The organism is Streptomyces sp. NPDC058145, from assembly GCF_042884245.1.
Lineage (GTDB): Bacteria > Actinomycetota > Actinomycetes > Streptomycetales > Streptomycetaceae > Streptomyces.
The window spans coordinates 382736-393732 of the sequence record NZ_JBHVUH010000009.1; the positions used below are offsets into that span (position 1 = coordinate 382736).

The window sequence follows — 10997 nt, forward strand, 5'->3', positions numbered from 1 at the left end:
TGGGCCCTATGCGCGGGCTCACACCGGCGGCGCACAGGTCTCACCGCGAGTTGCCGCCGCAACGCTCTCAGTGAGTGCTTTCCGGGGGCAGGAGGAGGTGCACGTCCCCGAACTCGTGCCACAGGTAGCGCCCGCGCACCGCCTCCTCGTAGGCGCGGCCCACCGCGGCCCGGCCGGCGACCGCCTCCAGCATCAGCAGATGCGAGGCCTCCGGCTCGTGCAGCCCGGTCAGCAACCCGTCCACAGCGCTCACCCCGCGCTCGGGCGTCACCACCAGATCGGTCCAGCCCTCGGCCGCCCGCACCACCCCGTCCGGGCCGGCCGCCGACTCCACCGCCCGCACGGCCGTCGTCCCCACCGCGACGACCCGCCCGCCACCGGCCCTGGCGGCGTTGATCAGCCGCGCCGACGCCTCCGGGACGCGGTACCGCTCCGGATACGGCGGCTCGTGCGCCTCCGCCGAGGCCACCCCCGTGTGCAGCGTCACCGGCGCGAACTGCACCCCCCGGCTCACCAGCGCCACCACCAGGCGCTCGGTGAAGGGCCGCGCCGCGCTCGGCATCTCCGCGCTGCCCGCCCCGTCCGGCGCGGGCAGCGCGAACACCGTCTGGTACACCGACAGCGGCTGGTCCCGCTCCGTATAGGAGTAGCGAATGGGCCGCCCGTGCTCCCGGAGCACCCGGAGAACCTCCGCCCCGGCCGGCCGGGCCCACCGCAGCCGCTCACCCCGCCCGCCCAGCGGCTCCTCCAGCACCAGCCGCGCCCCGCCGGGCAACCGCACCACCGCACCCGTGGGCACGCCCGCGCGCATCCCCGCGGACCCGCCCGTACCCGCACCCCCGGATGCGCCCGCACGCGCGCGCGTAGTGCCGCACCCGTCCGGTTCCCGCAGCTCCACCGCCCACCGGCCGTCGTCCCCGCGGGTGGAGAAGTGCACCACCACGCGCGTGTGCCCGATCCGCCCGTTCACCGCGGCGGCCAGCGTGGGCGAGGTGTTCACCACCAGCAGGTCCCCGGCCCGCAGCAGCGCCGGAAGCTCCCGGAAGGCGTGGTGCGCCACCTCGGTGCCGTGCGACACCAGCAGCCGTACGGCGTCCCGGTCCAGGCCGGGCCCGCGCTGCTCGGCCGGCACGCGCGCCGACAGCTCCTCCGGCACCCTCACCGCGATGGTCATCGTGCCTCCAGCAGCGCCGGCGCCGTGTACCGCCCGCTCGCCGGACGTTCGTCCAGCAGCCGCAGGAACGCCGGCACCACGCGCGCGGGCGCGGGCCGCGGATCGTCGTCGTCCGGTACGGCCGCCGCGTACAGGTCCGTCGCCATGTCCCCGGGATCCACCGCCCACACCCGCAGGCCCGGCTCCTCCCGGCCGAGCACCGCCGCGAGCTGGTCAAGGGCCGCCTTCGAGGCGCCGTACCCGCCCCACGTGCCGTACGCCTCCACCGCCGCGTCCGAACTGACCGTGATCACCGTGCCCGCCGCCGACTCCCGCAGCAGTGGCAGCGCCTCCCGGACCAGGCCCAGCGCGGCGACGACGTTCACCTCCAGCGCCCGCCGCAGCCCGTCCGGGGGCAGCTCCGCCAGCCGCACCAGCGGCTCGGCACCCAGCGCACTCGCGTTGCTCACCACCAGGTCGACCCCGCCCAGCCGGCGCGCGGCGGCCACCAGCGCGGCCCGGTGCCCGGCGTCCGTGACGTCCCCGGGCACCGCCGTCACGCGCGTGCCGTGCCCGGCGGCCGCCTGCGCCGCCTCCTCGAGCGGCCAAGCGCCCCGGGCGTCCAGCACCAGGTCCCAGCCGCGCGCGGCCAGCCCCTCGGCGAGCGCCCGCCCCAGCCCCTTGGAGGCTCCCGTGATGATCGCTACCGGCATGACAACCGTCCCCTCGTCACTCAGGGCCTTGGCGCCCCGGCCGCCCCGCCGGGCGGTGACCACAACCTAGGAACGGCCACCCCCGCGCCGCCTCGGACGCGGGCACCAGAGCGGCGGGGTCCTTCGGCGTACGCCGCACGTCCGGGACCGGGGACCTACCCCTTGCGCCCTAGGGCCTGAGGAGGGGGCCCCGCCGCCACCGGTCCGATCCGCGCCGTCGTACCCCGCCGGTACCGTGAGGACATGAGTCAAGGCCCCCGGTCCGGCCTCGCCGCGGTGAGTTCCGCGTTGCTGGCCATGAGCAGGCACCTCGAGGTGCGCGACGTCCTGAAGACGATCGTGGCCTCGGCGCGTGAGCTGCTCGACGCGCAGTACGCCGCCCTCGGCGTCCCCGACGACCACGGCGGCTTCGCGCAGTTCGTCGTCGACGGCGTCAGCGACGCCCAGTGGAAGGCCATCGGCCCGCTGCCCCGCCGGCACGGCATCCTCGCCGCCATGCTGGACGAGGCCCGGCCCGAGCGACTCGCCGACGTCCGCAAGGACCCCCGCTTCGAGGGCTGGCCGTCCGCCCACCCGGACATGTCCGACTTCCTGGGCCTGCCTGTCAGGGACGGCGAGGAGGTGATCGGGGCCCTGTTCCTCGCGAACAAGCGCTGCCCCAAGCCCGAGGGCGGCTGCGGCTTCACCGAGGAGGACGAGGAACTGCTCGCCATCCTCGCCCAGCACGCCGCGATCGCCCTCACCAACGCCCGACTGTACGAACGCAGCCGTGAGCTGACCATCGCCGAGGAGCGCTCCCGGCTCGCCCACGAACTGCACGACGCGGTCAGCCAGAAGCTCTTCTCCCTGCGCCTGACCGCCCAGGCGGCGACCGCGCTGGTCGACCGCGATCCCGCCCGTGCCAAGGGCGAGTTGCACCAGGTGGCCGCCCTCGCCGCCGAGGCGGCCGACGAACTGCGCGCCGCCGTAGTGGAGTTGCGACCGGCCGCGCTGGACGAGGACGGCCTGATCGCCACCCTGCGCACCCACACACAGGTCCTCGACCGCGCCCACACCGCGCGCGTGAGCTTCGCGACCAACGGCTTCCGCGCCCTGCCCGCGGCCCAGGAGGAGGCGGTGCTGCGGGTCGCCCAGGAAGCCCTGCACAACGCCCTGCGCCACTCCGGCGCCGAGCACGTCCGGGTGACCGTGGACCGGCGCGGCGGTGGAGCCGTCCTGCGCGTCGCCGACGACGGCGGCGGCTTCGACCCCAAGGCGGTGCGCCGGGCCGGACGCCATCTGGGACTGGTCTCGATGCGGGACCGGACCGGCGGGGTCGGCGGCACCCTCACCGTGCACGCGGAGCCCGGCAGGGGCACCACGATCGAGATGGAGGTACCCGGTGGCTGACCCGATCAGAGTGCTGCTCGTCGACGACCACCAGGTCGTCCGCCGGGGCCTGCGCACCTTCCTGGAGGTGCAGGACGACATCGAGGTCGTCGGCGAGGCCGCGGACGGCGCCGAGGGTGTCGCCCGCGCCGAGGAACTGCGGCCCGACGTCGTCCTCATGGACGTCAAGATGCCGGGCGTGGACGGCATCGACGCCCTGCGCCGACTCCGCGAACTCGACAACCCCGCGCGCGTGCTGATCGTCACCAGCTTCACCGAACAGCGCACGGTGGTACCGGCCCTGCGCGCGGGCGCCGCCGGGTACGTCTACAAGGACGTTGACCCCGACGCGCTCGCCGGCGCCATCCGGTCCGTGCACGCCGGCCACGTCCTGCTCCAGCCCGAGGTCGCCGATGCCCTGCTCTCCCAGGACCAGGTCAACTCAGGCCAGGGCAGGGCGGGTTCACTCACCGACCGGGAGCGGGAGGTGCTCGGCCTGATAGCCGACGGCCGCTCCAACCGGGAGATCGCCCGCGCCCTGGTGCTCTCCGAGAAGACCGTCAAGACGCACGTGTCCAACATCCTCATGAAGCTCGACCTGGCCGACCGCACCCAGGCCGCCCTGTGGGCCGTACGCCATGGCGCGGCCGGCTGAACCGTCCCGGACCGCTCACCAGCGGCGACGCGGAAGGTTCCGTTCCGGGCTGAGATTCATACCGTCGTGGGAATGTCACCCGGATGGCCGTACCCTCCGGCGGCCTCCACCGTTCTCCAGTGCGTGCCGCGGCGATCGTCGCGGTGGACACCCAGGAGGGGTTGGAAAGTGAAGAACCTGAAGAAGGCAGCGGCCGTGGCGATGGTGGCCGGGGGACTGGTGGCCGCGGGCGCGGGCATGGCCTCCGCCACGGGCGGTGCCTGTGCCGGCGGTGTGGCCCAGGGCTCTCCGGGTGTCGTCTCGGGCAACGTCGTCCAGGCCCCGGTGCACGTCCCGGTGAACGCGGTCGGCAACAGCGTCAACGTCATCGGCCTGCTGAACCCGGCCTTCGGCAACCTCGGCATCAACCACTGAGGTCCCGCCGGCGCTGACCACGGGCCTTCCGGGATCCTCCCCCCGGAAGGCCTGCCGGCCCACCACGACCTGCGCCTCATGGCACCCGCGGGCTCAGCGGACCCCTCGCTCCCGTTCCTCCACCATGGAGTTGTACGCCGCCACCTGGGCCCGCCGGGCGGTCCGCTCCACCGGCCGCAGCGCCGCGCCGCGCGCCGCCATCTCCGAAGCGCTCACCGCACCGCCGTGACCCTTGTCGTACGCCAGGGACACCAGCAGACCCACCCGCTGAGCCAGCTCGAGCACCCGCACCGCACGCGGCGGATACCCCGGCGCCAGCACCTCGCGCCCCCGCTCGGCGCGCGCCCGGTACGCGTCGATCGCCGCCTCCGCCACCGGCCCCGACCCGGCGACGTCCAGCTTCGACAGCACCTCGGTCGCGTCCCGCAGCGCCTCGGCCAGCTCCCGCTCGGCCTCACCGAGCGAGGGCACATCGGCGGGCGGCGCCTCACGCACCGGCAGCACGTGCCAGACCACCTCGACATGCACATCACCGTCCGGCCCGGCCGCGTAGACCTCCGGAACCAGTCCGACCGCCGCCCCGAAGCAGAGCACCGCCTCCTCGGCCTCCAGCGCCCGCGCGTTGAAGTCCGGCGGCCCGCTCAGCCCCAGCGGATGGCCGGGCGCGGGCAGCGCCACCCGCAGGCCGAGCACCCCCAGCGCCCGCAGCCGCCCCAGCGCGAGCGTGAGCCCGGCCGGCCCCGGATCACCCGGCAGCCCCTGCACCCGGTGCACGGCGTCCTCGCCCACGATGGCGAGCGCGGCGTCATCCGGAGAGACAAGTCCGGCCAGAAGGGCGTTTCCCCAAGCGGCGAGGCGTCCTGAACGCGGTTCCGAGAACATGCCCCCACCCTAAGGACCGGACCGATGGAATGGTGCGGGGCACTCGTGGCGTAGATTTCATAGGGGCTGCGCCCACCGGCGTGGCGGACCGAGCCACAGGCGCACGCGACCAGCCGAGACCGGCCACACTGCAAGGGGAGACAACGCGCTCATGAGCGATGTTCTGGAGCTTCAGGACGTATCCGTGGTCCGCGAGGGCCGGGCTCTGGTGGACCAGGTCTCCTGGTCGGTGAAGGAGGGCGAGCGCTGGGTCATCCTCGGTCCCAACGGCGCCGGCAAGACCACCCTCCTGAACGTCGCCTCCAGCTACCTCTTCCCGAGCAAGGGCACCGCCACCATCCTCGGCGACACCCTCGGCAAGGTCGACGTCTTCGATCTGCGTCCCCGCATCGGCGTCGCCGGTATCGCCATGGCCGAGAAGCTCCCCAAGCGCCAGACCGTGCTCCAGACCGTGCTCACCGCCGCCTACGGCATGACCGCCGGCTGGCAGGAGGAGTACGACGAGGTCGACGAGCAGCGCGCCCGCGCCTTCCTCGACCGCCTCGGCATGAGCGACTTCCTCGACCGCCGCTTCGGCACCCTCTCCGAGGGCGAGCGCAAGCGCACCCTCATCGCCCGCGCCCTGATGACCGACCCCGAGCTGCTGCTGCTCGACGAGCCCGCCGCCGGTCTCGACCTCGGCGGCCGCGAGGACCTGGTGCGCCGCCTCGGCCGGCTCGCCCGCGATCCCATCGCCCCCTCGATGATCATGGTCACCCACCACGTCGAGGAGATCGCCCCCGGCTTCACCCACGTCCTCATGATCCGCCAGGGCAAGGTCCTCGCCGCCGGCCCGATCGAACTCGAACTCACCTCCCGCAACCTCTCCCTCTGCTTCGGCCTCCCGCTCGTCGTCGACCAGGTCGGTGACCGCTGGACCGCTCAGGGCCTGCCCCTGTCCTGACGCCCGTCGCACCCCCGTTCGCGCCCTGTCCGCCGCCGGATCGCGGTCCTACCATGACCATGTGAACGACATCGACGCATGGGTGTGGTGGCTCGTCGGCGCGGCGGCTCTCGGAATCCCCCTCGTGGTCACCGCGATGCCGGAGTTCGGCATGTTCGCGGTCGGAGCGGTCGCGGCCGCGGTCGTCGCCGGGCTCGGCTTCGGCGTGGTGATCCAGGTCCTCGCCTTCGTCGTCGTCTCGGTCGCCCTTATCGCCGTGGTCCGCCCCATCGCGGCCCGGCACGGCAGACAGCGGCCCCAACTGGCCACCGGTGTCGACGCCCTGAAGGGAAAACAGGCCGTCGTCCTGGAACGCGTCGACGGCTCCGGCGGCCGTATCAAACTCGCCGGGGAGATCTGGTCGGCCCGCTCGCTCGACACCGGCCGCGCCTACGACGTGGGCCAGGAGGTGGACGTCGTGGACATCGAAGGGGCCACCGCGATCGTCATCTGAGCCGTCCTGCCCACGAGTTGGGCGACGGTCTGTCAGACTCGACCAGCAAGATCCTCAACGGCGATTGGAACCGTTGAAGGTGCCGAGGCGGAGAGGGGTACGGGGAACACGATGGAACCGGTCATCATCGTCCTGATCATTCTGGTGGTGTTGGTCTTCATCGCCCTGATCAAGACCATCCAGGTCATTCCACAGGCCAGCGCCGCCATCGTCGAGCGCTTCGGCCGCTACACCCGGACCCTGAACGCGGGCCTGAACATCGTGGTCCCGTTCATCGACACCATCCGCAACCGCATCGACCTGCGCGAACAGGTCGTCCCGTTCCCGCCCCAGCCGGTGATCACCCAGGACAACCTGGTCGTCAACATCGACACCGTCATCTATTACCAGGTGACCGACGCCCGGGCCGCCACCTACGAGGTCGCCAGCTACATCCAGGCCATCGAGCAGCTCACCGTCACCACCCTGCGCAACATCATCGGCGGCATGGACCTCGAACGCACGCTGACCTCCCGCGAGGAAATCAACGCGGCCCTGCGCGGCGTCCTCGACGAGGCCACCGGCAAGTGGGGCATCCGCGTCAACCGCGTGGAACTGAAGGCCATCGAACCGCCCACCTCCATCCAGGACTCGATGGAGAAGCAGATGCGCGCGGACCGTGACAAGCGCGCCGCGATCCTCACGGCCGAAGGTACGCGCCAGGCGGCCATCCTGACCGCCGAGGGCGAGAAGCAGTCCCAGATCCTGCGCGCCGAGGGTGAGGCCAAGGCCGCAGCGCTCCGCGCCGAGGGCGAGGCCCAGGCCGTGCGTACGGTCTTCGAGGCCATCCACGCCGGCGACCCCGACCAGAAGCTCCTCTCCTACCAGTACCTCCAGATGCTCCCGAAGATCGCCGAAGGCGACGCCAACAAGCTCTGGATCGTCCCCAGCGAGATCGGCGACGCCCTGAAGGGCCTGTCCGGCGCGATGGGCAACTTCGGCTCCCTGGGCGGCGGACAGCCGGGCAACGGCGGCAACTCCGTCCCGCCCCAGAACAACGGCCCCCACACGGAACGCCGCGAGAAGCCGTCGATCGACTGACACCGCACAACGAAGCGACCCCGCGTCCCGTCAACGGGCGCGGGGTCGCTTCGTTTCGTCGTTTCGCGGCCGGGCCGCGCAGGCTCCGGTGACTGGTGCTGCGACCGGAAAGGTGCACCGGCCAACCTTTCCGGCCACAGCACTAGGCCGCTTCCCGGGCGAGCCACTCGGGGAGCGCGGCCATGTCCTCCTGCCCGAGGGCCAGGAGCATCGCATCGGCCGGTGTCGGCTCGAACGGCTCCCGCAGCAAGGCCATACCGGCCTCCTCCGGAGTCCGGTTCGCCTTGCGGTGATTGTCCTCCGCGCACGCGGCCACCGTGTTCAGCCAGGTGTCCTGCCCGCCCTGCGCCCGCGGCAGCACATGGTCCACGGTCGTCGCCCTGCGCCCGCAGTAGGCGCACCGGTGCCGGTCCCGGACCAGCACCCCGCGCCTCGACCAGGGCGCTTGTCTTCGGAACGGCACCCGTACGTATCTGCAGAGCCTGATCACCCGGGGCGCGGGTATGTCGACATCGGCACCGCGCATACGCAGTACGGGATGGGCCTGCTCGACGACGGCCTTGTCCTGCAGCACCAGAACAACGGCCCGGTTCAGAGTCACCGTCGACAGCGGCTCGAAGCTCGCGTTCAGAACCAGCGTGTCACGCATCCAGCCCACCTCCCGTGCGCACCTGCCCACCCCCCGGCGGGCTCGGATCAACTCTGTACGGGCGCGCCGAGATGGACAACGCAATAAAAAATGCCCGCCTCTGATCACTTCCAAGACCAGAGGCGGGCAAACGTTCAATGAACGCTTGGCTGAATCGGCGCGGTACGCCAGCCCTCGGCGGGCGTCTCGTACTCACCGATGAGCTGGGCACGCGCGATGGCGTGGAACCGCAGATTGAAACCGACGACCGCCGGAGAGACGTCCGAGTCCGGGCCGAGCTTCTCCTGGTCCACCGCGTACACCGTGAAGACGTACCGGTGCGGGCCGTCGCCCGGCGGCGGAGCGGCACCACCGAAGTCCTTGGTCCCGTAGTCGTTGCGGACGTGCACGGCACCCTCGGGCAGACCCTCGAACTTGCCACTGCCCGCACCGGCCGGCAGCTCCGTCACGGAGGCCGGGATGTCGAACAGGACCCAGTGCCAGAACCCGCTGCCGGTCGGCGCGTCGGGGTCGTAGCAGGTCACGGCGAAGCTCTTGGTCTCAGCGGGGAAGCCCTCCCAGCGCAGCTGCGGCGAGGTGTTCCCCTCCGCGTGGACCTGGGCGCTCCCCAGCGTCGCACCCTCCTCGACGTCCTCACTCGTCACCGTGAACGACGGGACGGGCGGATGGAAGTCGTGGGGGAGCGGCCGCCGCTTGAGCTCGGTCACCTCGGTACCTCCTGAATCGATTACTGGAATCAGCAGTTCCGAGCCTAGAACCAGTTCCGCTTGGAGCCGACCTCGGACAGCCACTGGTTGAGGTAGGCCGCCCAGTCGGTCCCGTGGTAGTCGTTCAGACCCACCTGGAAGGAGCGGAAGGTGTCCGAGCCCTCGCTGAACAGACCCGGCTTCTTGTCCATCTCCAGGACGACGTCCATGGCGTGCTCGTCGGCCACGAAGCTCAGCTCGACCTGGTTCAGCCCGCGGTACTGCGACGGCGGGAAGAACTCGATCTCCTGGTAGAACGGCAGCCGCTGCCGCGTACCCCGGATGTGACCGCGCTCCATGTCCGCGCTCTTGAAGCGGAAGCCGAGCTGGATGAAGGCGTCCAGGATCGCCTTCTGCGCCGGCATCGGGTGCACGTTGACGGGGTCGAGGTCGCCGGAGTCCACCGCGCGGGCGATCTGCAGCTCGGTGGTCACACCGATGTTCATGCCGCGCAGCCCCTGCCCGTCGATCATCGTGATCGGCGTCTCCCAGGGGATCTCGAGCCCGAACGGCACCGCGTGCACCGCGCCCGCCTGCAGCTCGAAGGCACCACCGAGCCGCACCTTGGTGAACTCGATGTCCTGCTTGTACTCCTGGTCGCCGCTCTCCACCTCGACCTTGGCCTGCAGCCCCACGGACAGACCCTCGATGTCCTGGTTCACGGACCCGCCCTGGATCCGCACCTCGCCCTGGACGACACCGCCCGGTACGACGTTGACCTCGGTGAGCACCGTCTCGACCGAGGCCCCACCGGCCCCGAGGCTCGCGAGCAGCTTCTTGAACGCCATGACTCTCCCCTTACGAAAGGACCCTCGCCCGGTACAAACGCGATCGGGCCACCCGCGGTTCCGGCCGGGCGGCTACCCGTCTGGGCTACCCTCGGAGGGCATGATCGCGCCCCCGGACCGTATGCCACTGCCCCGAGACTTCTTCGACCGCCCCGTACTCCAGGTCGCACCCGATCTGCTCGGCCGCATCCTGGTCCGCGCGACCCCCGACGGCCCCATCGCGGTACGCCTCACCGAGGTCGAGGCGTACGACGGCCCGAACGATCCCGGCTCGCACGCTTACCGGGGCCGCACCGCCCGCAACGACGTCATGTTCGGGGAGCCCGGACATGTGTACGTCTACTTCACCTACGGCATGTGGCACTGCATGAACCTCGTCTGCGGACCCGAGGGCACGGCGAGCGCCGTGCTGCTCCGGGCCGGCGAGGTCGTCGAGGGCGCCGAGCTGGCGCGCGAACGCCGGGTTTCGGCCCGGAACGACAAGGAACTGGCCAAGGGCCCGGCCCGCCTCGCCACGGCCCTGGGGGTGGACCGCGCCCTCGACGGCACGGACGCGTGTGCCGCCGGCGAGACGCCGCTGAGGATGCTGACCGGCACTCCGATCGCCTCCGACCAGGTACGAAGCGGTCCACGCACCGGGGTCGCCGGCGAGGGCGGCAACGGCGACGTCCACCCCTGGCGCTTCTGGGTGGCCAACGACCCGACCGTGAGCCCTTATCGGGCCCACGTCCCAAGGCGCCGCCGAAGTTGACTCCGCCGTGGAAGGTGCGTAATGTGGCCCGAGCCGCTGAACCGGGTACGGCGATCGCCTGCAGCCGGAGCGGCCAACCCACTGCCTAGCCACAACCCCTGAGCGGGGTCGATTCCGGCGCGCCCGCGCGTCCGAATTCGAACTCGCCGGACTCGATTATGAGTCGCCGGGAGAATCGGCTAGCGTAGTGAATGTCGAAAGGCCGACAGGCGAAAGCCCAAGGTCGGCCGGCGAATCCCGCCGACAGGGAATCGGATGCCGAAAGCATCTGATAAAGTCGGAACCGCCGGAAAGGGAAACGCGAGAGCGGGAACCTGGAAAGCACCGAGGAAATCGGGTCGAGAAAAGATCTGATAGAGTCG

The 10997-nt window shown here is 71.6% G+C and carries 14 protein-coding genes; 7 read left to right on the forward strand and 7 right to left on the reverse strand.

Annotated elements, in window-relative coordinates; genetic code table 11:
• Positions 1 to 67 precede the first annotated feature (67 nt).
• Complete coding sequence (locus tag ACFVVO_RS22715) at positions 68 to 1174, reverse strand: S-adenosylmethionine:tRNA ribosyltransferase-isomerase (RefSeq protein WP_390057388.1); 1107 nt, start codon at positions 1172 to 1174, stop codon at positions 68 to 70.
• Positions 1171 to 1866: an SDR family NAD(P)-dependent oxidoreductase gene (locus ACFVVO_RS22720; protein ID WP_390057389.1), complete on the reverse strand. Its 696-nt coding sequence runs from the start codon at positions 1864 to 1866 to the stop codon at positions 1171 to 1173. Before ACFVVO_RS22720 ends, ACFVVO_RS22715 begins: the two co-directional genes overlap by 4 nt.
• 243 nt (positions 1867 to 2109) lie before the next feature.
• Between ACFVVO_RS22720 and ACFVVO_RS22725 the strand changes: the two genes are divergently transcribed.
• From ACFVVO_RS22725 to ACFVVO_RS22735, 3 genes are all read left to right on the forward strand, one after another.
• Positions 2110 to 3255: a GAF domain-containing sensor histidine kinase gene (locus ACFVVO_RS22725; RefSeq protein ID WP_390057390.1), complete on the forward strand. Its 1146-nt coding sequence runs from the start codon at positions 2110 to 2112 to the stop codon at positions 3253 to 3255.
• Positions 3248 to 3889 (forward strand): response regulator, encoded by a 642-nt coding sequence (locus tag ACFVVO_RS22730; RefSeq protein ID WP_390057391.1) that lies wholly within the window; start codon positions 3248 to 3250, stop codon positions 3887 to 3889. The genes ACFVVO_RS22725 and ACFVVO_RS22730 overlap by 8 nt, the downstream gene beginning before the upstream one ends.
• 168 nt (positions 3890 to 4057) lie before the next feature.
• Entirely contained in the window at positions 4058 to 4303 is a 246-nt protein-coding gene (locus ACFVVO_RS22735; protein WP_390057392.1) for a chaplin, read from the forward strand.
• 93 nt (positions 4304 to 4396) lie between these two features.
• Here ACFVVO_RS22735 and ACFVVO_RS22740 read toward each other — a convergent pair whose 3' ends face one another.
• The gene (locus tag ACFVVO_RS22740) at positions 4397 to 5185 is read right to left on the reverse strand and encodes a hypothetical protein (protein ID WP_390057393.1); all 789 of its coding nucleotides are present in this window, start codon (positions 5183 to 5185) and stop codon (positions 4397 to 4399) included.
• A 151-nt stretch (positions 5186 to 5336) separates the two neighbouring features.
• Here ACFVVO_RS22740 and ACFVVO_RS22745 point away from each other — a divergent pair, with 151 nt between their 5' ends.
• The 3 genes from ACFVVO_RS22745 to ACFVVO_RS22755 all read left to right on the forward strand — a co-directional run bounded on the left by ACFVVO_RS22745 (position 5337) and on the right by ACFVVO_RS22755 (position 7701).
• A complete protein-coding gene (locus ACFVVO_RS22745) occupies positions 5337 to 6128 on the forward strand; it encodes an ABC transporter ATP-binding protein (protein WP_390057394.1) in 792 nt (263 codons plus the stop codon).
• 61 nt (positions 6129 to 6189) lie between these two features.
• Positions 6190 to 6621: an NfeD family protein gene (locus tag ACFVVO_RS22750; RefSeq protein WP_390057395.1), complete on the forward strand. Its 432-nt coding sequence runs from the start codon at positions 6190 to 6192 to the stop codon at positions 6619 to 6621.
• A 111-nt stretch (positions 6622 to 6732) separates the two neighbouring features.
• Positions 6733 to 7701 (forward strand): SPFH domain-containing protein, encoded by a 969-nt coding sequence (locus ACFVVO_RS22755; RefSeq protein ID WP_390057396.1) that lies wholly within the window; start codon positions 6733 to 6735, stop codon positions 7699 to 7701.
• Between the two features lie 142 nt (positions 7702 to 7843).
• Here ACFVVO_RS22755 and ACFVVO_RS22760 read toward each other — a convergent pair whose 3' ends face one another.
• From ACFVVO_RS22760 to ACFVVO_RS22770, 3 genes are all read right to left on the reverse strand, one after another.
• Positions 7844 to 8350 carry an HNH endonuclease gene (locus ACFVVO_RS22760; protein WP_390057397.1) on the reverse strand — a complete coding sequence of 169 codons (507 nt, stop codon included), beginning with the start codon at positions 8348 to 8350 and terminating at the stop codon, positions 7844 to 7846.
• Positions 8351 to 8484: 134 nt separating this feature from the next.
• A complete protein-coding gene (locus ACFVVO_RS22765; RefSeq protein ID WP_390057398.1) occupies positions 8485 to 9057 on the reverse strand; it encodes a YbhB/YbcL family Raf kinase inhibitor-like protein in 573 nt (190 codons plus the stop codon).
• A 44-nt stretch (positions 9058 to 9101) separates the two neighbouring features.
• Positions 9102 to 9884, reverse strand: a complete 783-nt coding sequence (locus ACFVVO_RS22770; RefSeq protein ID WP_390057399.1) for a sporulation protein — start codon at positions 9882 to 9884, stop codon at positions 9102 to 9104.
• A 100-nt stretch (positions 9885 to 9984) separates the two neighbouring features.
• Between ACFVVO_RS22770 and ACFVVO_RS22775 the strand changes: the two genes are divergently transcribed.
• On the forward strand, positions 9985 to 10635 hold the full coding sequence (locus ACFVVO_RS22775) for a DNA-3-methyladenine glycosylase (RefSeq protein WP_390057400.1): 651 nt from the start codon (positions 9985 to 9987) through the stop codon (positions 10633 to 10635).
• A 179-nt stretch (positions 10636 to 10814) separates the two neighbouring features.
• On the opposite strand, the gene ACFVVO_RS22780 is transcribed toward ACFVVO_RS22775, so the two are convergent.
• Positions 10815 to 10997 (reverse strand): hypothetical protein (locus ACFVVO_RS22780; RefSeq protein WP_390057401.1); only part of this gene is annotated, 183 nt, incomplete at its 5' end.

Bases quoted from the DNA above. Each gene is read 5' to 3' on its own strand.
- ACFVVO_RS22745 (WP_390057394.1), top strand. From the start codon at position 5,337: ATGAGCGATGTTCTGGAGCTTCAGGACGTATCCGTGGTCCGCGAGGGC.
- ACFVVO_RS22740 (WP_390057393.1), bottom strand. From the start codon at position 5,185: ATGTTCTCGGAACCGCGTTCAGGACGCCTCGCCGCTTGGGGAAACGCC.
- ACFVVO_RS22770 (WP_390057399.1), bottom strand. From the start codon at position 9,884: ATGGCGTTCAAGAAGCTGCTCGCGAGCCTCGGGGCCGGTGGGGCCTCG.
- ACFVVO_RS22720 (WP_390057389.1), bottom strand. From the start codon at position 1,866: ATGCCGGTAGCGATCATCACGGGAGCCTCCAAGGGGCTGGGGCGGGCG.
- ACFVVO_RS22755 (WP_390057396.1), top strand. From the start codon at position 6,733: ATGGAACCGGTCATCATCGTCCTGATCATTCTGGTGGTGTTGGTCTTC.
- ACFVVO_RS22775 (WP_390057400.1), top strand. From the start codon at position 9,985: ATGATCGCGCCCCCGGACCGTATGCCACTGCCCCGAGACTTCTTCGAC.
- ACFVVO_RS22725 (WP_390057390.1), top strand. From the start codon at position 2,110: ATGAGTCAAGGCCCCCGGTCCGGCCTCGCCGCGGTGAGTTCCGCGTTG.
- ACFVVO_RS22760 (WP_390057397.1), bottom strand. From the start codon at position 8,350: ATGCGTGACACGCTGGTTCTGAACGCGAGCTTCGAGCCGCTGTCGACG.
- ACFVVO_RS22715 (WP_390057388.1), bottom strand. From the start codon at position 1,174: ATGACCATCGCGGTGAGGGTGCCGGAGGAGCTGTCGGCGCGCGTGCCG.